This window comes from Ramlibacter sp. P4_H7 (assembly GCF_056400765.1).
Genome location: NZ_JBFUKP010000021.1, coordinates 46410 through 70306, shown reverse-complemented (window position 1 = coordinate 70306; position 23897 = coordinate 46410). Strand labels below are relative to the sequence as shown.

Annotated in this window: 27 protein-coding genes; 10 read left to right on the top strand and 17 right to left on the bottom strand. The window is 67.8% G+C overall.

Annotation, left to right across the window (positions count from 1 at the left end; all coding sequences use genetic code 11):
• Positions 1-157: 157 nt before the first annotated feature.
• From trmB to AC1DSA_RS22120, 3 genes are read right to left on the bottom strand one after another with little or no spacing between them, the layout of a single operon-like run.
• On the bottom strand, positions 158-859 hold the full coding sequence (gene trmB / locus AC1DSA_RS22130; RefSeq protein WP_477893054.1) for a tRNA (guanosine(46)-N7)-methyltransferase TrmB: 702 nt from the start codon (positions 857-859) through the stop codon (positions 158-160).
• 14 nt (positions 860-873) lie between these two features.
• Entirely contained in the window at positions 874-1746 is an 873-nt protein-coding gene (gene gluQRS, locus AC1DSA_RS22125; RefSeq protein ID WP_477893053.1) for a tRNA glutamyl-Q(34) synthetase GluQRS, read from the bottom strand.
• Entirely contained in the window at positions 1743-2699 is a 957-nt protein-coding gene (locus tag AC1DSA_RS22120) for a LysR family transcriptional regulator (RefSeq protein WP_477893052.1), read from the bottom strand. The genes gluQRS and AC1DSA_RS22120 overlap by 4 nt, the downstream gene beginning before the upstream one ends.
• A gap of 90 nt (positions 2700-2789) precedes the next feature.
• On the opposite strand from AC1DSA_RS22120, the gene AC1DSA_RS22115 reads away from it, so the two are divergent.
• The 4 genes from AC1DSA_RS22115 to AC1DSA_RS22100 are packed head-to-tail and all read left to right on the top strand — an operon-like array spanning position 2790 to position 5514.
• Positions 2790-3494, top strand: a complete 705-nt coding sequence (locus AC1DSA_RS22115; RefSeq protein ID WP_477893051.1) for a pirin family protein — start codon at positions 2790-2792, stop codon at positions 3492-3494.
• Between the two features lie 28 nt (positions 3495-3522).
• On the top strand, positions 3523-3984 hold the full coding sequence (locus tag AC1DSA_RS22110) for a DoxX family protein (RefSeq protein WP_477893050.1): 462 nt from the start codon (positions 3523-3525) through the stop codon (positions 3982-3984).
• 52 nt (positions 3985-4036) lie between these two features.
• Positions 4037-4591 (top strand): flavodoxin family protein, encoded by a 555-nt coding sequence (locus tag AC1DSA_RS22105; RefSeq protein WP_477893049.1) that lies wholly within the window; start codon positions 4037-4039, stop codon positions 4589-4591.
• A gap of 26 nt (positions 4592-4617) precedes the next feature.
• The gene (locus tag AC1DSA_RS22100; RefSeq protein WP_477893048.1) at positions 4618-5514 is read left to right on the top strand and encodes a pirin family protein; all 897 of its coding nucleotides are present in this window, start codon (positions 4618-4620) and stop codon (positions 5512-5514) included.
• On the opposite strand, the gene AC1DSA_RS22095 is transcribed toward AC1DSA_RS22100, so the two are convergent.
• Positions 5511-6245, bottom strand: a complete 735-nt coding sequence (locus tag AC1DSA_RS22095; protein ID WP_477893047.1) for a sulfurtransferase — start codon at positions 6243-6245, stop codon at positions 5511-5513. The genes AC1DSA_RS22100 and AC1DSA_RS22095 overlap by 4 nt on opposite strands.
• Positions 6246-6298: 53 nt before the next feature.
• Here AC1DSA_RS22095 and dnaE point away from each other — a divergent pair, with 53 nt between their 5' ends.
• Positions 6299-9760 (top strand): DNA polymerase III subunit alpha, encoded by a 3462-nt coding sequence (gene dnaE / locus AC1DSA_RS22090; RefSeq protein ID WP_477893046.1) that lies wholly within the window; start codon positions 6299-6301, stop codon positions 9758-9760.
• A gap of 27 nt (positions 9761-9787) precedes the next feature.
• Here the strand turns inward: dnaE and AC1DSA_RS22085 are convergent, their stop codons facing one another.
• The 13 genes from AC1DSA_RS22085 to ribD all read right to left on the bottom strand — a co-directional run bounded on the left by AC1DSA_RS22085 (position 9788) and on the right by ribD (position 20608).
• Positions 9788-10792, bottom strand: a complete 1005-nt coding sequence (locus AC1DSA_RS22085; protein ID WP_477893045.1) for a Bug family tripartite tricarboxylate transporter substrate binding protein — start codon at positions 10790-10792, stop codon at positions 9788-9790.
• Positions 10792-11670: a TauD/TfdA dioxygenase family protein gene (locus AC1DSA_RS22080; protein WP_477893044.1), complete on the bottom strand. Its 879-nt coding sequence runs from the start codon at positions 11668-11670 to the stop codon at positions 10792-10794. Before AC1DSA_RS22080 ends, AC1DSA_RS22085 begins: the two co-directional genes overlap by 1 nt.
• A 13-nt stretch (positions 11671-11683) precedes the next feature.
• Positions 11684-12811 (bottom strand): ABC transporter substrate-binding protein, encoded by a 1128-nt coding sequence (locus AC1DSA_RS22075; protein WP_477893043.1) that lies wholly within the window; start codon positions 12809-12811, stop codon positions 11684-11686.
• Positions 12812-13085: 274 nt separating this feature from the next.
• Positions 13086-14015: an energy transducer TonB gene (locus AC1DSA_RS22070; RefSeq protein WP_477893042.1), complete on the bottom strand. Its 930-nt coding sequence runs from the start codon at positions 14013-14015 to the stop codon at positions 13086-13088.
• A gap of 4 nt (positions 14016-14019) precedes the next feature.
• The gene (locus AC1DSA_RS22065; RefSeq protein WP_477893041.1) at positions 14020-14445 is read right to left on the bottom strand and encodes a biopolymer transporter ExbD; all 426 of its coding nucleotides are present in this window, start codon (positions 14443-14445) and stop codon (positions 14020-14022) included.
• Between the two features lies 1 nt (position 14446).
• Positions 14447-15145 carry a protein TolQ gene (tolQ, locus tag AC1DSA_RS22060; RefSeq protein ID WP_477893040.1) on the bottom strand — a complete coding sequence of 233 codons (699 nt, stop codon included), beginning with the start codon at positions 15143-15145 and terminating at the stop codon, positions 14447-14449.
• Positions 15142-15555, bottom strand: a complete 414-nt coding sequence (ybgC, locus tag AC1DSA_RS22055; RefSeq protein ID WP_477893039.1) for a tol-pal system-associated acyl-CoA thioesterase — start codon at positions 15553-15555, stop codon at positions 15142-15144. Before ybgC ends, tolQ begins: the two co-directional genes overlap by 4 nt.
• Positions 15552-16736, bottom strand: a complete 1185-nt coding sequence (locus AC1DSA_RS22050) for a pyridoxal phosphate-dependent aminotransferase (RefSeq protein WP_477893038.1) — start codon at positions 16734-16736, stop codon at positions 15552-15554. Before AC1DSA_RS22050 ends, ybgC begins: the two co-directional genes overlap by 4 nt.
• Positions 16733-17209 carry a transcription antitermination factor NusB gene (nusB, locus tag AC1DSA_RS22045; RefSeq protein WP_477893037.1) on the bottom strand — a complete coding sequence of 159 codons (477 nt, stop codon included), beginning with the start codon at positions 17207-17209 and terminating at the stop codon, positions 16733-16735. The genes AC1DSA_RS22050 and nusB overlap by 4 nt, the downstream gene beginning before the upstream one ends.
• A complete protein-coding gene (ribH, locus tag AC1DSA_RS22040; RefSeq protein ID WP_477893036.1) occupies positions 17206-17670 on the bottom strand; it encodes a 6,7-dimethyl-8-ribityllumazine synthase in 465 nt (154 codons plus the stop codon). The genes nusB and ribH overlap by 4 nt, the downstream gene beginning before the upstream one ends.
• A gap of 12 nt (positions 17671-17682) precedes the next feature.
• Positions 17683-18816, bottom strand: coding sequence for a bifunctional 3,4-dihydroxy-2-butanone-4-phosphate synthase/GTP cyclohydrolase II (ribBA, locus tag AC1DSA_RS22035; RefSeq protein ID WP_477893035.1), 1134 nt, complete (start codon positions 18814-18816; stop codon positions 17683-17685).
• Positions 18813-19442 (bottom strand): riboflavin synthase, encoded by a 630-nt coding sequence (locus tag AC1DSA_RS22030; protein WP_477893034.1) that lies wholly within the window; start codon positions 19440-19442, stop codon positions 18813-18815. The genes ribBA and AC1DSA_RS22030 overlap by 4 nt, the downstream gene beginning before the upstream one ends.
• 53 nt (positions 19443-19495) lie before the next feature.
• A complete protein-coding gene (gene ribD, locus AC1DSA_RS22025) occupies positions 19496-20608 on the bottom strand; it encodes a bifunctional diaminohydroxyphosphoribosylaminopyrimidine deaminase/5-amino-6-(5-phosphoribosylamino)uracil reductase RibD (protein WP_477893033.1) in 1113 nt (370 codons plus the stop codon).
• Between the two features lie 160 nt (positions 20609-20768).
• Between ribD and AC1DSA_RS22020 the strand changes: the two genes are divergently transcribed.
• Genes AC1DSA_RS22020 through AC1DSA_RS22000 form a run of 5 tightly spaced genes read left to right on the top strand, consistent with a single transcriptional unit; the run spans position 20769 to position 23890 of the window.
• Positions 20769-21200, top strand: coding sequence for a type IV pilin protein (locus AC1DSA_RS22020; RefSeq protein WP_477893032.1), 432 nt, complete (start codon positions 20769-20771; stop codon positions 21198-21200).
• Positions 21201-21211: 11 nt separating this feature from the next.
• Positions 21212-21664 (top strand): GspH/FimT family pseudopilin, encoded by a 453-nt coding sequence (locus AC1DSA_RS22015; RefSeq protein ID WP_477893031.1) that lies wholly within the window; start codon positions 21212-21214, stop codon positions 21662-21664.
• Positions 21661-22233 (top strand): type IV pilus modification protein PilV, encoded by a 573-nt coding sequence (gene pilV / locus AC1DSA_RS22010; protein ID WP_477893030.1) that lies wholly within the window; start codon positions 21661-21663, stop codon positions 22231-22233. Before AC1DSA_RS22015 ends, pilV begins: the two co-directional genes overlap by 4 nt.
• A 2-nt stretch (positions 22234-22235) precedes the next feature.
• A complete protein-coding gene (locus tag AC1DSA_RS22005; protein ID WP_477893029.1) occupies positions 22236-23360 on the top strand; it encodes a PilW family protein in 1125 nt (374 codons plus the stop codon).
• Positions 23357-23890 carry a PilX N-terminal domain-containing pilus assembly protein gene (locus tag AC1DSA_RS22000; RefSeq protein ID WP_477893028.1) on the top strand — a complete coding sequence of 178 codons (534 nt, stop codon included), beginning with the start codon at positions 23357-23359 and terminating at the stop codon, positions 23888-23890. Before AC1DSA_RS22005 ends, AC1DSA_RS22000 begins: the two co-directional genes overlap by 4 nt.
• Positions 23891-23897 lie beyond the last annotated feature (7 nt).

Below are 23897 nucleotides of genomic sequence, written 5' to 3'. Positions count from 1 at the left end.
GAAGGCTCCTGTGGCGCGCGTGGGACCGCGACACGCGCATTGGATGCCTTGCCGGGTGGGGAGACAAGGGACGGCTGTCAGCTCGGTTGGAGTTTCAGCTGGGCAGTGGCGGGCCCTCACCCCGGCCTTCTTCGGCAGGCCGCAGGCCGCAGTCAGGTCATTTCTTCCTGAACACCACGTCCCAGACTCCGTGGCCGAGCCGCAATCCGCGGTTCTCGAACTTCGTGAGCGGCCGGTAGTCCGGCCGGGGCGCGAAGCCCGCCGCCGTGTTCTCCAGGGCGGTTTCCGCGGCCAGCACTTCCAGCATCTGCTGCGCATACGGCTCCCAGTCCGTCGCGCAGTGGATCGTGCCGCCGCTGCGCAGCCGCGGCAGCAGCTTGGCCACGAAGTGCGGCTGCACCAGCCGCCGCTTGTTGTGCCGTGCCTTGTGCCAGGGATCCGGAAAGAAGATGTGCACGCCGGCCAGGGATTCCGGCGGCAGCATGTGGTCCAGGACCTCCACCGCGTCGTGTTCGACGATGCGGATGTTGCCCAGCCCCTGCTCGCCGATGCGCTTGAGCAGTGCCCCCACGCCGGGCGGATGCACCTCGCAGCACAGGAAGTTCTTCTCCGGCATCAGCGCGGCGATGTGCGCCGTGGCCTCACCCATGCCGAAGCCGATTTCCAGCAGGGTGGGCGCATCGCGGCCGAAGACCTGTGCGAGGTCCACGGGCTGCGGCTGGTAGGGCAGCAGGAACCGGGGGCCCAGCGTCTCCAGCGCCTTCGCCTGGCCGACGGTGGTGCGGCCCGCGCGGCGCACGTAGCTGCGGATGCCGCGGGGAGGGGGCACGCTCTCGGGCGTGTTCGGTTCGTCGCTCATGCCCCGATTGTCCGCTACGGCCAGCGGGCACCCCAGGCGCGCACCGCCTGCGCCAGCTGGTCCGGCAGGGAAAGCTGCGGCGGCAGGGCGATGCCCAGCACGGCCGCGGCGGCCGAGAGCGTCGCGCGCGGGTCCGTGAGGTCCAGCGCGGCCGCGCCGTTCTGCTTGGACAGCTTCTCGCCATTGGGGCCCAGCACCAGCGGCGTGTGCAGGTAGGACGGCTGCGGATGTCCCAGCGCCCGCTGCAACAGCAGCTGGCGCGGCGTGTTGTCCACGAGGTCCTCGCCACGCACCACGTGCGTGATGCCCTGGTCCGCATCGTCCACGACCACCGCGAGCTGGTAGGCGAACAGGCCGTCGGCGCGCTTCAGCACGAAGTCGCCCACCTCCCTGGCCACGTCCTGCAGGTGCACGCCGGTGCGGCGGTCGGTCCATGCGACGGTGCCTTCGGGCACGCGCAAGCGCCAGGCGCGGGCTTCCTTGCCCTGCAGGCCTTCGCGGCAGGTGCCGGGGTACACCAGCTCGCGATGGCGCGGCCGCTCGCGCCCCAGCGCACGCAGCGCGACCTCGATGTCCTTGCGGGAGCAACTGCAGGGATAGGCCACCCGTTGAACCATCAGCCGGTCCAGCGCTGCCTGGTATAGCGGGTCGCGCTGCGACTGCCACTGCGCGGGGCCGTCGGGCAGCAGCCCGCAGGCTGCGAGCTGGCGCAGGATCTCCAAGTCGGCGCCGGGCACGCAGCGCGGGCGGTCCACGTCCTCGATGCGCACCAGCCATTCGCCGCCGTGGGCGCGCGCGTCAAGCCAGCTGGCGAGTGCCGCCACCAGCGAGCCCGCGTGCAGCGGGCCGGTGGGCGAGGGCGCGAAGCGTCCGCGGTAGGCCTTCATGCCGATCGATGGCGCTCGAGCAGCGCGGACCGCGTGGTGGCACTTTCCAGTTGGGCCAGCCACCATTGCAGCGCTCGGCCCGGCCCCGTTCCCGTGTTGCGCCAGGCATAGCTCAGCCGGATCGTGCGCCGCGGGGCACGCTGGATCTCGCGCATGACCAGGCGTCCGCTCTCGATGTACGGGCGCGCCAGCGGCTCCGGCAGGAAGCCGCCCCCCAGCCCGCGCAGCTGCGCGTCCAGCTTGGCCCGCATGGTGGGGACCGTGAACACGTCCTGGCCCGTCAGCAGGCCCAGCGTGAGCGCCATGCTTCTTTGCTGCGCCGAGTCCGAGACCGCGACCACGCGGTGCTTGATCAGCACGTCATCGCCGATCGGCTCGGGGACCTGGGCCAGGGGATGGTTCGGCGACACCGCATAGACGAACAGCAGGTCCCCGAGTTCGTGGCTGTTGATGCCCGCCGTGGTCCCCGGCTCGACCACCACGCCCAGCGCGAGGTCGGCGCGGCCGGACGTCACGGCCTCCAGGGTGCCCGCCAGCGCTTCTTCGCGCAGGCGCAGGCGCGTGGTCGGCTGCAGCGCATAGAAGGCATCGGACAGCTCCATCACGGTCGAGCCCGACAGCGACGTGTCGACCGCGATCGTGAACTCCGCTTCCCAACCGGTGGCGACCCGCTTGACGCGGTTGGCGATGGCGTCGATGTCCTGCAGCAGCTGCTGCGCCGCGGACAGCAGCTCGCTGCCGGCGGCGGTCAGGCGCGCCTGCCGGGAGCTCCGGTCGAACAGCAGGACATCCAGCGCGTCCTCCAGCTGCCGGACCCGGTAGGTGACCGCGCTGGGCACCAGGCCGAGCTGCCGGGCGGCGGCGGCAAAGCTGCCCTGCTCGACCACGGCTTGAACCAGGCCGAGCGTGTCGGGCGTCAGGACGTCCCGGGCGGAGACGGTTTTCACTTCCATCGTTCGAATTATTTGAATGATGCCATCAAAAAGGCGGTCACGGCAGCACGACAGTGCCCCCTACAGTCCGCCTCATTCAAAGGAATTCACATGCTTACGCTGCGTAAGTCCGAGGAACGGGGCTATGCCGACCATGGTTGGCTCAAGTCCTTCCACAGTTTCTCCTTCGCTGGTTACTACGACCCCGAGCACATGGGTTTCGGCAACCTGCGGGTGATCAACGAGGACCGCATCGCCCCCGGCACCGGTTTCGGCAACCACGGCCACCGCGACATGGAGATCATCAGCTATGTGCTCTCCGGAGAACTCGCCCACCGCGACACCATCGGCAACGTCAAGGGAATCCCTCCGGGCGAAGTGCAACGGATGAGCGCGGGCCGAGGCGTCATGCACAGCGAGTTCAACCACGCCAAGGACCGCACGACGCATTTCCTGCAGATCTGGATCGAACCCAACGAAACGGGCATCGAGCCCAGCTACGAGCAGAAACGCTTTGCCGACGAGGAAAAGCGCGGCAAATTGCGCCTGGTGGCCTCGCCGGACGGTGCCGACGGGTCCGTTCGCATCCATGCGGATGCGCGGCTGTACGCCGGCCTGCTGGACGGCGCGGAACAGGCAACAATGGTGCTGGATCCGCGGCGCCTGGTCTATGTGCACCTCGTGCGGGGCGAACTGTCCGTGAACGGCAGCCGCCTCGCCGCTGGCGATGCCGCCAAGCTGCAGGAAGAGACGCAACTCGCCCTCTCCGAAGGCAAGGACGCCGAGGTTCTGGTGTTCGCGTTGGGCGAACACTGATTTCAAGCCATACCACCAAGGAGTTTCGATGGCCACGTTGACTTCCAATGCCACCGGCTATGCAGCCGACGCGAGGGGGCTCTCGCTGTCCCCGGCGCAGAACGCCTTCGCGCTGATCGGCCGCGTGCTGATCGCGATGTTGTTCATCCCCTCCGGATGGGGAAAGATCGCCGGTTTCTCCGGCCTTGTGGGCTACATCGCGTCCAAGGGCGTGCCGCTGCCCGAGGTGTGCGCCGCCATTGCCATCGCCACCGAACTGGGCCTGGGCCTGCTGTTGCTGGTCGGCTTCCAGACGCGCTGGGTGGCGCTGCTCATGGCCATCTTCGTGGCCGTCATCACGCTGATCTTCCACAACTACTGGGCCGTGCCGGAAGCCCAGATGGCCGCGCAGAAGCTGAATTTCTTCAAGAACTACGCAATCACCGGCGGCCTGCTGGCGTTCGCCGCCTTCGGAGCGGGCACCTTCAGCCTGGACGGACGCCGACGCTGATCCGGCCGTCGACCGCGCGCTGCCCTCCGCTCCCGCACAGAGAACAAGAAGAATGGCCCATGTCGTTGTCGTGTACCACTCCGGCTACGGCCACACCCAGCGCATGGCCCAGGCGGTCGCCGACGGCGCGGGGGCGCAACTGCTCGCGATCGACCCCGAGGGCAACCTCCCCGAGGGGGGGTGGGACCTGCTGAAGGCAGCCGACGCCATCATCTTCGGTTCGCCCGCCTACATGGGCAGCGTCAGCTGGCAGTTCAAGAAATTCGCCGACGCGTCTTCCAAGCCCTGGTACGCGGAGGAATGGAAGGACAAGATCGCCGCCGGCTTCACCAACAGCTCCGGCATGAGCGGGGACAAGTTCAACGTGCTGACCACGCTGTTCACCCTGGCCATGCAGCACGGCATGATCTGGGTCAGCCAGGGCCTGATGCCCAGCAACACCCGCGGCGCCAGGCGCGACGACGTGAACTATCTCGTGTCGTACAGCGGCGCGATGGCGCAGTCGCCTTCGGATGCGGGCGCCGATGCCATGTCCGCGGGCGACCTGGAAACGGCCCGGCTGTTCGGCCGGCGCGTGGGCGAGGCCGCGACCCGCTGGAAGCGCTGAGGGCCGGGAAGCGCTAAGCTTCCCGGATGCCACTCGCGCAGCAACTCACCGGACAAGGCAAGGACCTCGGCGGCGGTTTCCTCGTTCGCAGGCTCCTGCCGGACGCCCGCCGGCGCAGCGTCGGTCCGTTCATCTTTTTCGACCACTTCGGTCCAGCCGAGGAACTGCCGGGCGTCAACCACGACGTCCGGCCGCATCCCCACATCGGCCTGGCCACGGTCACCTACCTGTTCGACGGCGCGATGATGCACCGCGACAGCCTGGGCACCGCCCAGCTGATCGAACCGGGCGCCATCAACTGGATGACGGCGGGGCGGGGCATCGTGCACTCCGAACGAAGGCCGGACCACCTGCGCAATGTGCGCCACGTCAACCACGGCCTGCAGTTGTGGACCGCGTTGCCGCTGGAACACGAGGAGACCGAACCCACCTTCTCGCACACGCCGGCCGAAGCGATCCCGGAATGCAGCGTGGGCGAGGGGCGCGTGCGCGTGCTGGTGGGCGAGGCCTTCGGCGCGCGTTCGCCCGTCCGAGCGCTGACACCCACGCTGTACCTGGACCTGTGGCTGCCCGCCGGCGGGCGCATGGAGCTGCCGCCGTTGGCCGCGGAGATGGCGCTCTATGCCGTGGAAGGCAGCCTCGAGATCGACGGGAAAGCCTTGCCCGAGAGGCAGATGGGCGTGTTGGCTCCCGGGCTGGCCGCGGCACTGTTCGCACCCACCGGGGCGCGCGCCGTGCTGGTGGGTGGCGCGCCCCTCGATGCGCCGCGCCACATGTGGTGGAACTTCGTGTCCAGCCGCAAGGACCGCATCCTGCAGGCGAGTGCCGACTGGGAGGCGATGCGCATGGGCACCGTTCCCGGCGAAACGGAGTTCATCCCCTTGCCGCCGGCGCGGTTCACGCCGCCCGAGCCGCGGTCCTAGGATTTGGGCACGAGCTTGCGGTCCAGCGCCTCGCGCTCGTCGAACACGAAGCAGGTGCCCCGGAAATGGGCGCCCCCGGTCTCCTCGAAATAACGCAGGATGCCGCCCTCCAGCTGCCAGACATGGGTGAGCCCGGCCTCCTGCATCACCAAGGCGGCCTTCTCGCAGCGGATGCCGCCGGTGCAGAAGCTCACGACCGTCTTGTCCTGCAGCTCGCCCAGGTGGGCGCGCAAGGCCGCTGGGAAATCGCTGAACCTGCCCAGTCGCCAGTCGATGGCGCCCTCGAAGGTTCCGTAGTCGACTTCGACCGCATTGCGCGTGTCGAGCGTGACCACCGGCCGGCCGGCGTCGTCATGTCCCTGCGCCAGCCAGCGCTGCAGCGTCGCCGCAGGCAGGGCCGGCGCGCGCCCTTGCGCGGGCTGGATCGCCGGATGGTCCATGCGGATGATCTCGCGCTTGTGCTTGACCAGCATGCGGCCGAAGGGCGCCTGCGCCGACCAGCTTTCCTTGGCGTGCAGGTCCGCCAGCCGCGGGTCGGCGCGTAACTCGTTCAGCAGCGTGCGCACGGCTTCCGCCGTGCCGGCGAGAAAGAGGTTGATGCCTTCCTCGGCCAGCAGGATCGTGCCCTTGAGCTCCAGTGACCTGGCCCGCGCCAGCAAGGGTTCGCGCAGGGCCGCGGCGTCCGGCAGCGGCACGAACTTGTAGGCGGAAACGTTGAGGACATTGTTCACGGGTCGGATTTCCTGCTGGATGTCAAGGGGCGCGGGCTTTCTACAATCGAACCATGTTCGTGCACCTGCGCCTCCACACCGAATTCTCCGTCGTCGACGGCACCAACCGCATCGAGGAGATCGTCAAGGCCGCCGCGGCCGACGCGCAACCGGCGCTGGGCATTTCGGACCTCAACAACCTGTTCGGGGCGATCAAGTTCTACAAGGAGGCGCGCGGCGCCGGCCTGAAGCCGGTGATCGGCTGCGAGCTGATGCTGCAAGGGCTGGGCGCGGACGCCGGCCTGCTGTCCCGCATCGTGCTGCTGGTGCAGAACCACCGAGGCTACCTGAACCTCTGCGAGATCCTCGCCCGCGCGTGGACGCGCAACGTCGTGCGCGCGCAGGCCGTCGCCAGGCTGGAGTGGCTGCAGGAGCTCGGCGAAGGCCTGATCCTGCTGTCCGGCGCGCAGGCGGGTCCGGTGGGCCAGGCGCTGCTGCAGGCGGACGACAGCCGCGCCTCGGAAGTGGCCCTGCAGCTGGCCGGCATCTTCCCGCACCGTTTCTACATCGAACTGCAGCGGGCCGGCCGCAACGACGACGAGGTCCACGTGGCCGCCGCCGTGCAGCTGGCGGCACGCCTGAACCTGCCGGTGGTGGCGACCCACCCGGTTCAGTTCACGAAGGCAGACGATTACGAGGCGCACGAGGCGCGCGTCTGCATCGCGGAAGGCGAGATCCTGGGCAATGCGCGACGGGTGCGCCGCTTCACGCGCGAGCAGTATTTCAAGTCGGCGGCTCAGATGGAGGCGCTGTTCGCAGACATTCCCTCGGCCGTCGCCAACACGGCGGAGATCGCGCGCCGCTGCAACCTGGTGCTGGAACTGGGCAAGCCGCGGCTGCCGAACTTCCCCACGCCCAACGGCATGCCGATCGACGAGTACTTCCGCTACGCGTCGCACGAGGGCTTGGCGGAGCGCCTGGCGCACCTGTACCCGAACGAGGCCGAGCGCGAGAAGCAGCGGTCCCGCTACGAAGAGCGCCTCGAGTTCGAGCTGGGGACCATCCTGAAGATGGGGTTCCCCGGCTACTTCCTGATCGTGGGCGATTTCATCAACTGGGCCAAGAAGAACGGCTGCCCGGTCGGACCGGGCCGGGGCTCTGGCGCGGGCTCGCTGGTGGCCTATGCGCTGAAGATCACCGACCTCGACCCGCTGCAGTACAACCTGCTGTTCGAGCGCTTCCTGAATCCCGAGCGCGTGTCGATGCCCGATTTCGACATCGACTTCTGCCAGGGCAACCGCGACCGGGTGATCGAGTACGTCAAGGAGAAGTACGGGCGCGACGCGGTGTCGCAGATCGCCACCTTCGGCACGATGGCCGCGCGCGCCGCGGTGCGCGACGTGGGCCGCGTGCTCGACATGAGCTACACCTTCTGCGACGGCATCAGCAAGCTGATCCCGAACAAGCCCGGAACGCACATCACCATCGCCGATGCGCTCAAGCAGGAGCCGATGCTGGCCGAGCGCTACCAGCGCGAGGACGAAGTCAAGACGCTGCTGGACCTGGCGCAGAAGCTCGAAGGCATGGCGCGCAACGTGGGCATGCACGCGGGCGGCGTGCTGATCGCGCCGGGCAAGCTCACCGACTTCACGCCGCTGTACCAGCAGCCGGGAAGCGATTCCGCGGTCAGCCAGTACGACAAGGACGACGTGGAAGCCGCGGGCCTGGTGAAGTTCGACTTCCTGGGCCTGGCCACGCTGACCATTCTTGAACTCGCGCGCCAGTTCATCGTGCAGCGCCATCCCGGGCAGGAGGACTTCTCCTTCGACACGATCGCGCTGGACGATCCGCACACGTACAAGCTGTTTTCCGACGGCAAGACCGAGGCGGTGTTCCAGTTCGAATCCCGCGGCATGCAGGGCATGCTGCGCGACGCCCGGCCGACGCGGCTGGAAGACCTGATCGCCCTGAACGCCTTGTACCGGCCCGGCCCCATGGACCTGATCCCCAGCTTCGTGGCCCGCAAGCACGGCCGCGAGGTGGTGGAGTACCCGCATCCGCTGGTGGAGCCCGTGCTCTCGGAGACCTACGGGATCATGGTCTACCAGGAGCAGGTGATGCAGACGGCGCAGGTGCTGGGCGGCTACTCGCTCGGCGGCGCCGACCTGCTGCGCCGGGCCATGGGCAAGAAGAAGGCCGAGGAGATGGCCCAGCACCGGGAGATCTTCCGGGAAGGCGCGGCGAAGAACAACATCACCGCGGACAAGGCCGACGAGATCTTCGACCTGATGGAGAAGTTCGCGGGCTACGGCTTCAACAAGTCGCACGCGGCCGCCTACTCGCTGCTGGCGTACCACACGGCCTGGCTCAAGGTCCATTTCACGGCGGAGTTCTACTGCGCCAACATGACCATCGAAATGGACAACACCGACAAGCTCAAGGTGTTGTTCGAGGATGCGACCAAGAACTTCGGCATCACCTTCGAGGCGCCGGACGTCAACCGCGGCACCTGGCGTTTCGAGCCGATCTCCGACAAGGTCGTGCGCTACGGCCTGGGTGCGATCAAGGGCACGGGCCAGTCGGCGATCGAGGCGATCGTCGCCGCCCGGGAGGAGGGCGGCGCGTTCCAGAGCCTGTACGACTTCTGCTGCCGGGTCGACCGCGGCCGGATCAACAAGCGCACGGTGGAAGCGCTGGTCAAGGCGGGAGCCTTCGACGCACTGCACATGAACCGGGCCGCGCTGGTCGCCTCGATCGACCGCGCTTTCGAATTCGCCGCCACCTCCGAGGCCAACGCCAACCAGGGCGGCCTGTTCGACATGGGCGACAGCCACGCGGCGAGCCACAAGGAGCCGGTACTGCTGGAGGCCCTGCCCTGGGGCGTGAAGGAGCGCCTGACGCACGAGAAGACGGCGCTGGGCTTCTACCTGTCGGGCCACCTGTTCGACGAGGTGGAGCGGGAGGTCCGGCGCTTCTGCAAGCGTCGCATCGAGGAACTGGTCGACACACGCGAGCCGCTGCTGCTGGCGGGCATCGTCACCGACATGCGCATCATCAACGGCCAGCGCGGCCGGCTGGCGCTGTTCAAGCTGGACGACAAGACCGACGTGATCGACGCGGCCGCGGACGAGGCCGTGTTCAATCCACATCGCGGCTGGTTCAAGGACGACGAACTGGTGGTGGTGATGGCGAAGCTGCAACCCGACCGCTTCTCGGGAGGCTTCCGCCTGAACGTGCAGCAGATCTGGGACCTGGCGACGGCGCGCTGCCGGTTCGGCAAGTACCTGAAGGTCGCGGTGAACGGGACGGCGCCCGACATCCAGCGGCTGCTGCGCGAGTTCCCGCCCAAGCGGGAAATGTCGGAGCAGGGGGAGCTGGTGCGCGGACTGGGCGTCCGGCTGCTGGTGCAGCGCGACAGCGCGGTCGCCGAATTGCAGCTCGGCGAGCAGGCGCGGTTCTATCCCACCGACGCCGCCCTGGCCAGCTGGATGGCGCAGGCCCATGCGGGCCAGGCGCAGATCGTCTACGAGAGCTGAGGAACGCCGGAAACGGCGGTGGTGCCCTCAGGCCTCCAGGCGGAGCCGGGATTCCAGGATCACCTTCTTCCACTGTGTCAGGTCGGCGGAGATCTGCCTGGCGAAGATCTCCGGCGAGCTCTTCACCGGCGTGGAACCGGCGGCCAGCAGCCGGTTCTGGATGTCTTCGGAGGCGAGCACCTGCTGGAGCGCCGCATCGAGGCGCGCGACGATCCCGGACGGCGTCTTCGCCGGTGCGACGAGGCCTACCCAGGAATTCACGTCGAGGTTCTTCAACTCGGGGTACGCGAGCTCCGAAAGGGTCGGCACGTTGGGCAGCACGGGCGCGCGCTTGGCGCTGGTCACGGCCAGGCCCTTGAGCACGCCTGCGCGGATGTCGCCCGAGGTCGTCGGAACCGCGGCCAGCATCAGCGGAATCTGCCGGCCCAACACCTGCGCGCGGGCGTCGCCGCCGCCGCGGTAAGGAATGTGCACGGCGAAGAATCCGAGCCGCAGCTTCAGCAGCTCCATCGTGAGGTGGCCGGTGCTGCCCACGCCCGCCGTGCCGTAGTCGAACACGCGCATGCCGCTGCCCGAGCCGATCGCCTTGCGGGACAGCTGGATGAATTCGCCGAAATCGCTGGACGGGAAGCTGGGGTGCGCGGTGATCAGCACGGGCGCGTCGACGATCTTGCCGATGGGAGCGAAGTCGCCGACCGGATCGAACCCGGCCGCGGAGTTGGAAGCGGGGATGGTCACGTGCGTGCCGTCGAAGGCCACCAGCAGCGTGTAGCCGTCCGCGGGACTTGCCGCCACGAGGCGCGTGGCGATCGCACCGCCGGCGCCCGTCCGGTTCTCCACGACGACGGGCTGGCCCAGCACCTCGGACAGGCGCGGTGCCACGATGCGGGCCGTGAGGTCGGCAATGCCCCCGGGCGCCAGGCCCACGACGAGTCGCAGGGGCTTGGTCGGGTAGGGGTCCTGCGCGCGCACGCCCGGAGCGCCGAGCACGGAGGAGGCCAGCAGGCCCTGGGTGAAAAGCCGACGGTTCATCATGCAGCCTCTTTCTGGATGGGGGAGGCCAGGGTGTACTTGCCCTTGATCTGCGAGCGGTGCAGCGTGCGGAATTCGGCGGCGGGGAAGCTGTCGCGCCGGTGCATGGTCGTCAGGTTGTTCCACAGCACGACGTCCCCCAGCTGCCACTGGTGCCGCAGGGTCACGGCATCGGCCGTGGCGTAGCTCCAGATGATGTTGAGGAGCCGCTCCGACTCGTCGAGCGGCAGCCCCGCGATCCATGCGTTGCGGCGGCGGCCCAGGTACAGCGTCTGCTCGCCGCTCTCGGGCTGCACGATGACGATGGGGTGCAGCGTCCCCGCCGATTGCATCGGGTCGTCGTTGGGAACCATGCCCTTGCGCACGTTGCCGCCGCTGTCGTAGGTGCCGTCGTGCTTGATCGCCATGCGGCCGACGCGCAGCCTCAGGTCGACCGGCATCGAGCGCAGTGCGGCCGGCATGCCCGCGAACCAGGTGTCGCCGCCCGTACTGGGCAGCTCCACCGCATAGAGCATCGAAGCGAAGGGCGGACGTTCCAGGTACGACATGTCGGTGTGCCACGCGGCTTCGCCGTCGCCGAGGGCGCCAAGGGGCTCCCCCGTGGCGTCCTTGCGGTTCGACACCACGTAGAGATTGGGGTGGCCCGGCACGCTCTTCCGGCCCGCACCCTGGTTGGGCGGCGGATCCAGTTCGCCCAGCATCGCCGAAAAGCGCTCGAATTGCGCGTCGGTCAGCCGCTGGCCACGGATCACGAGGACGTGGTGCTTCTTCCAGATGTCGTAGAGCTGCCGGAATTCCGCGGAGCTGATTGCGGCGAGGTCGACGCCTTCGACCTGCGCGCCGAGCGCGGACGTGATCGGGGAGAAGCGGATCGCCATCACGGGACCTCCTTTACACCAGGCCCGCGTTGCGCGAGGCCAGCGACAGGTCGACGAAGCGCGAGCCGGACCGCTCGCTCTTGCTGAAGCGCAGGTTGGTGTAGCCCAGGTCCAGGCTGCCGACGCGCGACATGCCTTCGATGAAGGCGGCACGGCTCTCGTTGCGGGCGTGCTTGAGGCCTTCCACCAGGGCGAGGCCGGTGATGAAACCTTCCAGCGAGACCGGGGTGACCGGCACCTTCTGCTCCTTCGCCTGGCCCAGGAAATCGCGGACCACCGAGTACTTCTCGCGGGTGTATTCGGGCACGACGACGCTGAACCCCACGCCGGCCGCATCCTTGCCCAGGTCGGCGAGCAGTTTCTCGCGGTCCACGAAGGAGATCACCATCTTGGGCAGGACCATGGTGCGCGGTGCGTATTCGCGCAGGAGGCTGGTGAGCGGCGCGTTGTTGGCCAGGATGATCAGCATGTCGGGCTTGCTGGCCTCGAGGGTCCGGAGGGCGGCCGCGTTCAGCGCCGGACCCTTGCGATCCACTCCGGCCGTGACGGTGAGCTGGCCTCCATGCGCGGCGAGGATCTTCTCCAGCAGCGGAACGTTGGTGCTGCGCGCGTCCTCGAGGTGCACGAAGCCGAAGCGCTGCATGCCCAGGAAGCGGTAGTGCCGCACGATCGCATCGAGCTCCCGTTCATAGCTCGCCCGCGTCGTGAATGTCGTCGCCGCCTTTTCGCCGTACAGGAGCGGCGTGCCGGAGAAGGCTCCGACCAGCGCGATGCCTTCCTTGGCAGCCAGCACGGCGCCCGCCTCGGCGCAGGGCCGGGTCGTGAATCCGGTGAGGCCCACCACGCGGGGGTTGGCAGCCAGCTGCGCGACGTTGGCTTCGGTCTTCGCCTTGTCGCCCTGGTCATCCAGCGAGACGAGCTGCACCGGGCGGCCGTAGACGCCCCCGTTCCGGTTGATGCTGGCGAGCGCCGCCTCCAGTCCGTCGCGAATCGCCATGCCGAAGCCCGCTTGCGGCCCGGTCAAGGCCGCGGACTGTCCGACGACGAGGGGTGCAGCGGCGGTCGCACCGATCGCTGCGGGCGATACCACGGCAGCCAGGCCCACGCCAGCTCCCTGCGCAAGAAAAGTGCGACGCTTCATGTTCTTCCTCCCCGGTCGCGCGTGCCTGGCGCTGGTGCGCCACTGAAGGCCGCGCTTGGCGAGTGTCGGGAGCGTTGCGTGGAACTGGCTAGAGGGATTCGGCTTGCCTGCAGTCAACTTACCGGTCGTTGCAAAGCGTGCTATGGAATCAGGAGCGCTCTCGCTACGCGTCCTCGGCTTGGCAAGTGAGGTGTAAGGGCCCTGCGTACCTCGGGTTTGGCGAGGTGCCCAGCGGGACGTGCAACAAGGGCCGCCGGATGTCGGCGATTGGCGGTCAGCCCTTGGGCTTGAACTCGATCACCACCGGGGACGGGACGCGCCCGTCCGTGTCGCGGGGCATGACCTCGGTCTTGTCCAGGGCGCGCAGCACGGCGTCGTCCCATGCCTTCACGCCGCTGGAGCGCACCAGCTTCTTGCCGACGATGGTGCCGTCCGGTGCGGAGCGCACTTCGACTTCGGCCTTGGGATTGCCGGCGACGTCGTCGCTGAACACGATGTTGGGGCGAACGCGCGCCTGCACCTTCGCACCCCAGCTTGCGCTCGGTCCCGAGGACTGCGCCGCCGTCCCGGTGGAGCCTGGGGCGCCCGTGCCTGCCATCGCGAGGCTGCGCTTCACGTTCTCGTCGCGCATTTGCTCGCGCTGCTTGGCGAGGCGCGTGTCCTGTTCCTGCTGCTTGCGCTTCTTGTCGTCGTCCTTGCGCTTTTCTTCGTCCTTGCGTTTTTCCTCGTCCTTGCGCTTGGCATCCGCAAGCTTCTGCTGCTCCAGCTTCTTGCGGGCGATTTCGTCTTCCCGCTTTTTCTGTGCTTCCAGTTGCTTGCGGCGCTGTTCGCGCTCGCGCTCCAGTTCGGCCTGCTTCTGTTTCTCGAGCTCGCGCTTTTGCTTGGCGCGTTCCATGGCGATGTCGGCGTCGCGCTGGACGGGCGGCTCGGGCGGGGCCGGTGCCTTGGCCTCGGGCTGGGGCGGTGGAGGCGGCGGCGCGGGAGCCGGCACGGGAACGGCACGCGGTGCGGCTTCCTGCGGCAGCGCGGACCAGAGTTCCGCTTCGACTGCGAGCTGCGAGTCCCGCTTCCAGTGCAGGCCTTGCATCAAGGCAAGCACCAGCAGCAGGTGCGCCAGCACCGCCAGGGCGAACGCACGCAGCAGCCCCGGCTGCTTCGGCGGCGCGAACGCCAGGCGGTCGTCGGCAGCGGTGGCGGCGGTCATCGGACTAGGGCGAGATCTGCACCGAGAGGCCGACGCGCTGCACACCGGCGCGCTGCAGCGTGTCCATCACCTTCACCACGGTCTCGTACTTCACGTTGCGGTCGGCGCTGATCACCACGGCGGTGCTGCCGGGCGGCTGTCCGGACTGCGCCTGCAGCACCGCCGGCGCGATGTCCTTCAGGTTCATGGCAGTGGTCTTGTCGCCGTTCTTGACTTCCAGGCGCTCGTCCTTGGCCACCAGCACCTGCACCACGCGGTCCGGCTGCTTGGCGGCCTTGCCGACGCTGGGCAGGTCGATCAGGCTGGGGGCGATCAGCGGCGCGGTGACCATGAAGATGATGAGCAGCACCAGCATGACGTCGATGAACGGGACCATGTTGATCTCGTTCATCGTCCTGCGGCGCTGCCCGCGCTGGGCCATCTGGGGCATCTCAATGTCCCGAAGCGGTGGCGCTCTGGCCGCCGAGGTTGCGCTGCAGGATGTTGGAGAACTCCTCGATGAAGGTCTCCAGGTTGATCGCCACGCGGTCGATGTCGCGCGCGAAGCGGTTGTACGCCACCACCGCGGGGATGGCGGCGAACAGGCCCAGMGCGGTSGCGACCAGCGCCTCGGCGATGCCCGGCGCCACGGTGGCCAGCGTCACCTGCTGCAGCGCGCCCAGGCCCGTGAAGGCATGCATGATCCCCCACACCGTGCCGAACAGGCCCACGTAGGGCGACACCGAGGCAACGGAAGCGAGGAAGGAGAGGTTGGTCTCCACGACGTCGAGTTCACGCTGGAAGCTGGCACGCATGGCGCGGCGCGCTCCGTCCATGAGGGTCGGCGCATCGCTGATGCGGCGCTCGCGCAGCTTCTGGTATTCGCGCATGCCGGAGGCGAAGATGCGTTCCATGGGCCCCGCGAGCTTCGCGTTCTGCGCGGCCGACGAGAACAGGTCGTTGAGGCTGGTGCCCGACCAGAACTCGCGCTCGAAATCGGCGTTGAGCGACTTGACGCGGCGCAGGGCGAACAGCTTGCGGAAGATGGCGGCCCAGCTGGTGATCGACACCGCCAGCAGGAGCAGCATCACCAGCTGCACGACGAGGCTGGCGCCCAGCACGAGCTGGAGAATGGAAAGATCTTGGTTCATGCCTTGGTATCCAGAGCCTGCAGGATCGCGGACGGGATGCGTCCCGGCCGCAGCGTCGCCGCGTCGACCCACCCGATGCGGATCGTCCCATCACACAGCAACGTGTCACCCCTGAAGGCCTTTTGGGCGATTATCAGAGACGCCCGGCCGCCGGCTTCCAGCTGGGCCGTAACAAGAAGTTCATCGTCCAGGCGCGACGGCGCCAGGTAGCGCAGCGAGGTCTCGCTCACCACGAACATGCCGCCGCTGTCTTTCTTCAAGCCGCTCTGCGCGACGCCCAGCGTGCGCAGCCACTCGGTACGTGCCCGCTCGAAGAACTTCAGGTAGTTTGCATAGAAGACGATGCCGCCCGCATCCGTGTCTTCCCAGTAGACGCGGATCGGCCAGGTAAAGACCGGGTGCCGACTCACGCCAGGATGCCCTGGAGTCGCGCCGCGGCCTCCTGCAGCTGCGCCATGGAATTGGCCGTCGAGAAGCGAACGAAGTGGGCGGTCTCGGCATGGCCGAAGTCGCGGCCCGGCGTGACGGCAACGTGCGCACGCTTCATCGCCTCGAAGGCAAAGTCCCAGCTTCCCTCGACACCCAGCCGGTGCGCGGCGTCCCGGCAGTCCGCCCAGGCATAGAAGGCGCCGTCCGGCATCACGGGCACCGCGAGGCCCAGGGCCTGCAGCCGCGGGATGAACCAGTCGCGCCGCGCCTTGAATTCGGCACGGCGGCGCTCGTACTCGGCGATGCTCTCGGGCTCGAAGCAGGCCAGGGCCGCGAATTGGGCCACCGTGCTGGGGCAGATGAAGAGGTTTTGCGCGAGGCGCTCGATCGCCGGCACCAGCACCTCGGGCACGACCATCCAGCCCAGGCGCCAGCCGGTCATGTTGAAGTACTTGGAGAAGCTGTTGATGCTGACCACCTGGTCGTCGATCGCCAACGCCGTGTGGCCGTAGGTGTCCTCGTAGGAGAGGCCCAGGTAGATCTCGTCCAGCAGCGTGATGCCGCCCCGGGCCTGCACGAAGGAATGGATGCGGCGCAGTTCTTCCGGGTGGATCGAGGTGCCGGTCGGATTGGACGGAGAAGCCAGCAGCACGCCGCGGGTGCGCGGGCCCCAGTGCTCCTGGACCTTGGCGGCGCTCAGCTGGTAGCGCTCCTGGGGCGTCGTCGGGATCAGGACAGCATTGCCTTCGGCGGCACTCACGAAGTGGCGGTTGCACGGATAGCTGGGATCCGGCATCAGGATCTCGTCCCCGGCCTCAATGAGCGCCAGGCAGGCCAGCTGCAGCGCGGCGGAGGCGCCGGCGGTGACCACGATGCGCCGCGCCGGAACGTCCACGCCGAAACGTTCGGCATACCAGCCGCTGATGCGCTCGCGCAGCGGCCCGAGCCCCAGGGCATGCGTGTACTGGGTGCGGCCGTCCCGGATTGCTTTCTCGGCGGCCTGCTGCACCAGCGGCGGTGCGGTGAAGTCCGGCTCGCCGATGTTCAGGAAGATCATGGGGCTGGCCGATCCGGCGAATTCACGCGCCATCTCGGCGGCTGCCTTGCCCACCTCCATCACGTAGAAAGGCTCGATGCGCTCCGCGCGCCGGGCTATCTTCATCGCGCCTTCCCGGAGGCCCGGTCCGCCTCCACCTCGGGCGCGCGCAGCTGGGGTGCCAGTCCGTTGAGGACGCCATTGACGTACTTGTGGCCGTCGGTGCCGCCGAATTCCTTGGCCAGCTCGATGCACTCGTTGATCACCACGCGCCAGGGCACGTCCGGGGCGTGCCTGAACTCGTAGGCGCCGATCCACATCACCGCATGCTCGATCGGGGAGATTTCCTCCAGCTTGCGATCGAGCAGCGGCAGGATGAGGGCGTCGAGCTCCGCCGCTTCGCAGATGCAGCCGTGCAGCAGGGCGTCGTAGTGCACCGAGTCGGCCTTGTGAAAGCCGGACAGCCCACGGGTGAACTGGTCGATGGACTCGGCGTCCTGCCGGCCCACGAGGTGCTGGTACAGCGCCTGCACCGCGAACTCGCGGGCGCGGCTGCGCGGCGGCTTGGCCGAGGTCTTGCGCGGGGGCGTGGTCGTCATCCGATGTCGTCCAGGAGGTTGGCCATCTCGATGGCCACCAGGGCGGCGTCGCGACCCTTTTCGACCTGGCGGGCGAGGGCCTGGTCCATGTCCTCGGTGGTGAGGATCGCGTTGGCGATCGGCAGCTGGTAGTCCAGCGAGACGCGCGTGACGCCGGCGGCCGACTCGTTGGAAACGAGCTCGAAATGGTAGGTCTCGCCGCGGATGATGCAGCCCAGCGCGATCAGCGCGTCGTAGCCCCCTTTTTCCGCCATGGCCTGGAGCGCGACCGGGACTTCCAGCGCACCCGGAACCTGCACGTGCTCGATGTTCTTTTCCTCGACGCCACGCGCCAGCAGCTCGTCCCAGCACGCCTTGGCGAGCGCGTTGGTGACGTCCTGGTTGAAGCGGGCCTGCACGATGCCGATGACCAGCTTTCGCCCGTCCAGCCGGCTGGCCGTGCCCTTGTCTGCACCAAACATTCGGATTCCTTGTTATTCGTTCGGACGGGGGGTGTAGCCCACCACTTCCAGTCCATAGCCGGCCATGCTGGGCATGCGCCGGGGCGTGCCCATGAGATTCATGCGGTGCACGCCGCATTCGCGCAGGATCTGCGCGCCCACGCCATAACTGCGCAGGTCCATGCGGCCGCGTTCGGGGGCATGCGATGCCCGCGCCGTGCCCTCGAATTGCGCCAGGAGTTGCTCGGCGCTTTCACCGCAATTGAGCAGCACCGCCACGCCGTGCCCCACGGCGGCGATGTGGCGCAGGCTCGCGTCCAGGCTCCAGGAGTGCATCGAGCGGTTGGCCTCGAGCGCGTCGAGGACCGACAGCGGTTCATGCACGCGCACCGGCACTTCCTGGCTGGGCTGCCACTCCCCCTTCACGAGCGCGAGGTGCAGGGCCTGGCTGGGTTTGTCGCGCCAGGCGTGGGCCATGAATTCGCCGTAGGCGGTCGCCAGCGGACGCGAGCCCAGCTTTTCCACCAGGCTTTCGTTACGGCTGCGCCAGGCAATCAGGTCCGCGATGGTCCCGATCTTCAGGCGATGCTCGGCGGCGAACAGCTGCAGGTCCGGCAGGCGGGCCATGGTGCCGTCGTCCTTCATGATCTCGCAGATGACGGCCGCCGGGGTGAGTCCCGCCATCGCAGCGAGATCGCAGCCGGCCTCGGTGTGCCCGGCGCGCATCAGGACGCCCCCGTCCACGGCCTGCAGGGGAAAAATGTGACCCGGTTGCACCAGGTCCTCGGCCTTGGCGGACCGCGCCACGGCGGCCTGCACGGTACGGGCCCGGTCGGCGGCCGAAATGCCGGTTGTGACGCCTTCGGCCGCCTCGATGGAGACCGTGAAGGCCGTTCCCATCTTGGTTCCATTGCGGGCCACCATGGGGGGCAATTGCAGGCGCTCGCAGCGCTCGCGGGTAAGCGTCAGGCACACGAGTCCGCGTCCGAACCGTGCCATGAAGTTGATGGCTTCCGGGGTCACATGGTCGGCGGCGAGGACCAGGTCGCCCTCGTTTTCGCGGTCTTCCTCGTCCACCAGGATCACCATGCGGCCAGCCTGGATCTCGGCGACGATCTCTTCGACCGGGGCGACGGGCACGGGGGTGAGTGGGGTGCGCGCGTTCATGCGGGGACCTTTCCGGCGCTCAGCATGCGCTCGACGTAGCGGGCGATCAGGTCGATCTCCAGGTTGACCCGGGTGCCGGGCTTCAATGCTTGCAAGGCGGTGTTCTGCACCGTGTGCGGGATGAGGTTGATGCTCAGCTCGGTGCCTTCGGCCCGGTCCGCCACGCTGTTGACGGTGAGGCTCACGCCGTTGACGGTGATCGATCCCTTGTAGGCCAGGTACTTGCCCAGCGCCTGGGGTGCGAGGATGCGCAGGTCCCAGCTTTCGCCGACCGGCTCCATTTTCAGCACGAGGCCAACGCCGTCGACGTGGCCGGAAACGATGTGCCCGCCGAGGCGGTCGTGGGCGCGCAAGGCCTTTTCGAGGTTCACCGGCCCACGGTCGGCGAGGCCCGCCGTGCGCGCGAGGGACTCGGCGGAGATGTCGATGCTGAAGTGCCCGGCGTTCGCGTCGAGCGAGGTCACCGTCATGCAGGCGCCATTGAGCGCGATGCTGTCTCCCAACCCCACATCGTCCAGGTAGCCGGACGGGGCGGTGATGGTGAGCCGCTTGCCGTGCTGCTGGGAAGATCCGAGGTCGTCGATGGCGGCGATACGCCCGACGCCGGTGATGATGCCGGTGAACATTCGGCCATTTTCGCAGGTTCCGCCATCCGGCTCCCTGCGCGGGCGCAATGAACCTAGAAGTCCGCCCGGCCGGGAGGGCGCGCCAGGATCCGCAGATCGGCTCCTACCGGCTCGACACTGGTGAATTCCAGGGGCGTCGCCTCACCCAGGCTGCCAAGGGGGCCGACGTTGACCATGCCCTGTCCGGCGCCGAGCAGCTTGGGGGCGAGATACACCAGGAATTCGTCGACCAGGCCCTCCCGCAGCAGGGATCCGTTGAGCTTGAAGCCGGCCTCGACGTGGAGTTCATTGACGCCTCGGCCGGCAAGGTCCTTCAGCAGGGCCGCGAGATCGACCTTCTGCCCAGGGCCCGGCAGGTGCGTGACGGTGGCGCCCCGCGCTTCGAGGGCGGCCTGCGCATCGGGATGGGATTCCGCGGCGTAGACCCACACGGAGCGATCCTTGACGCCGAAGAGGGCGGCATCCGGCGGTGTCTGCAGGCGGCTATCGACCACGACCAGGGGCGGCTGCCTTTTTACCGTCGCGAGCCTGACGTCCAGCCGGGGGTCGTCTTCCAGCACGGTGCCGATGCCGGTGAGGAGGGCGCCAGCCCGCCCCCGCCAGGCATGCCCGTCCGCACGTGCCAGCTCACCCGTGATCCACTGGCTCTGGCCGTTGGCGAGCGCGGTCTGCCCGTCGAGAGAAGCGGCGATCTTCATCCGTACCCACGGGCGCGCCCGCAGCATGCGGCTGAAAAAGCCGATGTTCAGCTCGCGCGACTCGCGTGCGCCCAGACCCACGTCCACCGAGATGCCGGCGGCGCGGAGACGGGCAAAGCCTTGCCCGGCCACCAACGGGTTGGGATCCTCAATGGAAGCAACAACGCGATGGATGCCGGCCGCGACGAGGGCATCGCAGCAGGGGCCGGTGCGACCGTGATGGGCGCAGGGCTCCAGGGTGACGAACGCGGTGGCGCCGTGCACGTCCTCGCCTCGTGCAGCGGCATCGCGTAGCGCCATGATTTCGGCATGGGCCTGGCCTGCGGGCTGCGTGTGTCCCGATCCCAGCACGCGAGTGCCATCGGCTGAGACGAGTACGCACCCCACACGCGGGTTGGGCTCGGTTCTGCCGATGCTTCGGCGAGCGAGTTCGAGGGCTTGGAGAAGGTAGGCTTCAGGCACGTTCATCCCGTGTTCCATGCACGTTCATCCGCCATTCTCATGCATCGCATCGCCACTGGACCTTTTGCACATTCGATGTGACCGGCCATCTGAGGGGAGCTTCAGGCCCCAGCGAGCGTCGGATATGGTTCGATTCCAACGAGGATGGCAGGACCAGGAGAGTGCATTGAAATCCAACCAACGCGGCTTCACGCTCATCGAGCTGATGATCACGGTGGCGATCGTCGCCATCCTGGCATCCGTCGCGTATCCGTCGTACACGCGTCACCTGGCGCGCGCCAAGCGCGCTGCGGCGGAGGGCCTGATGCAGAACGTCGCGAGCAAGCAGGAGCAGTACATGCTCAACGCCCGCAGCTACTATCCGGCGGTCTCCGGTTCTGCAACGGACCTGAGCCCGATCGGCGTCGTGGTTCCCAGCGAGGTCTCTACCAACTACACCGTGACCGTGGTTTCCGACAATGCCGCCACGCCGCCCAACTTCTACGTGGAAGCGGTGCCCAAGGCGAGCCAGGCGAGCAATGACAGCAAGTGCGGCACCCTGCGCCTGACCAACACGGCCGCCAGGACCGCGAGCGGCGGCGGCACGGACTGCTGGTGAGGAGCTCGAAAATGAAGCGGCAATCCGGCTTCAACCTCATCGAACTGATGGTGGTGATTACCATCGCCGCCATCATGCTCGGCATCGGAATCCCGTCATTTCGCCAATTCACGGCCACGCAGCGCGTCAAGGCTGCGGCGTTCGATTTCGCCGCGGCGCTCCTGCTTGCACGCAGCGAAGCGGTGAAGCGCAATGCGTCGGTGACACTGTCCGAGGCAACCGGCGGCTGGGCGAACGGGTGGACCATCACAGTCGGCGCGGACACCGTGGGCAACCAGCAGCCCACGAACAGCGTGGCGATCACGCCCAATCCGAACACGACGACCAGCATTGCCTACCAAAGCAACGGGCGAGTGGCCGGCACCATGCGCTTCGAGTTCACGGCGCCGAACACGACCGCCATCCGCTGCGTGACGATCAGCGCGAGCGGCGTCCCCAACACGACGACAACGGGCTGCTCATGACCCGAAAGTTCCATCCCCGCCTGCAGCGAGGCGCCACCTTGATCGAGATCCTGGTGTCGCTGGTGATCCTGATGCTGGGCCTCCTGGGTCTGATCGGCGTCATGATCCAGAGCCAGCGGGCCCAGCAGGAGTCCTACCAGCGCATGCAAGCGCTCCTGCTGGTGCAAGACATGGCGTCACGCATCAATGGCAACCGCGCGGCCGCCGACTGCTACGTGCAGGCGAGCGCGCTCGGCACGGGCAACACATCTACGCCCGCCCTCGGCACCTGCACCTACGGCTTGGCGACCTCGCAAGGTGCGCGCGCTTCCCAGGACTTGGCCGAATGGAAGGACCTGCTTCTTGGTAGCGCGGAAGTGTCCGGCGGTGACAAGGTCGGCGGCATCCTGGGCGCGCGAGGCTGCGTGACCAAGGACATCGACGGAGTGTTCCAGGTGTCGGTGGTCTGGCAGGGCATGCAGGCGGGCGGTGTGCCGCCGGCGGGCATCGCGTGCGGCACCAACCAGTACGGCGATGAAGCACTGCGCCGTGCGGTGAGCGTTACGGTCATTCCCCCCAACGCGAGCTGACCATGATCGCCATGCATTCTCATACCCGGAGCCGCCACGGCGGCCGCTACGTCCAGCGCGGTCTGACCCTGATCGAGTTCATGGTGTCGATCGTCCTCGGGATGATCATCGTCGCGGCGCTGGCGACCCTCGTCGCGGATCAGAGCGTGAACCGCGCCGAAATCGACCGCTCCGGCCGCCTGATCGAGAACGGGCGCTATGCCATTCGCGCGCTGGCCGAAGACCTGCAGATGGCGGGTTACTGGGGCGAACTTTCGTCCCCCCTGACCGCCCCGGCGGGCTGGACGGACCCCTGCGGCGGGAGTCCGGCGGCGCCGACAAAGACTGAGATCGAGGCGTCCCTGGGCTGGCATGTGAGCGGCCTGGAGGTGCCCAGCGGCACGGCCCGTCCTGGCTACAACTCCACCGCGCCGATGCCGACAACGGTGGGTTGTCTGAGCAACCTCAAGGCCGGCACGGACGTGCTGGTGATCCGCCGGACCGAGCCGGATTCTTCCCCGTACGAGACCGCCGGGGCCGTCGATCTCGGCAAGCTGAACAGCAGCGCCAGCCCCGTGAACAACACGCGGCTATTCATGCAGACCGGCCTGGATCCCGCCACCAACCTTTTTTCCTACAAGATCGACCTGGGCAGCAACGGAGCGACGTTCGACCTCAAGCGCAAGGACGGAGCCTCCCTGGCGACGGTCCGCAAGATCATCGTGCGCATTTACTACGTCACGACGTGCAGCATCTGCACGGGAGGAAGCCCCGACACGATTCCTAGCCTGAAGATGAAAGAGCTGTTGGAAGGGCCAGGCTGGAGCGACGCGATGACAGTGGCCGAGGGCATCGAGAACCTGCAGCTCGAGTACGGGTTGGACACGGCCACCGTCGACGGTGCCCCGGACGGATCTGACAAGGCCGCGCCGAGTGTCGCCACGGGCGACTGGCCCGCGGTGGTGACCGCCAAGATCTACCTGCTCGCGCGCAGCCTGGAGACGACCCCCGGCTACGACGATGCCAAGACCTATCCCCTCGGCCTTGCCGGCACCGTCACGCCCGCCGGCGCGGAGCGCAACTACCGCCGTCATGTGTTCGTCCAGTCGGTGCGGCTTGTGAACCCGAGCGCGAGGAGGGCCCTGTGAAGCCGCAACGCCAGTCCGGCATGACGTTGGTCATCGTGCTGGTCATGTTGGTGGTGGTCAGCCTCCTGGTGGCGTCAGCGCTCCGGTTCAGCACCATCAACCTGAAGATCTCGGGGAACGTCCAGTCTGAAACCGAGGCATCGGCAGCGGCACAGGTGGCGGTGGAAAACACGGTCCGCACGATGGCGTCCACCTCCAACATCAGCACGATTGCTGCTCAACCGGCTGCCTCCGTTTCCACCGGTGGGCAGACGTACACGGTCAACGTCACGAAGCCGCTCTGCATCTTCACCAAGAACATCAACACCGCGTCGCTCGACCCAAGCAAGCCGGCAGACCAGGCCTGCTTCGAGGGCACCGACACGGAGAAGCAACTGCTTGCATCCGGCAAGCTGAGCACCACGCCGTCCGCCTGCAAGGACCAGCAGTGGGACGTGTCCGCCAGCGTCGATGATGGACGCAGCGGAGCCAAGGTGACCGTGCTGCAGGGCGTCGCCCTGCGGGTGGGGGCCGAGGTGCAATGTCCCTGATGAGGGG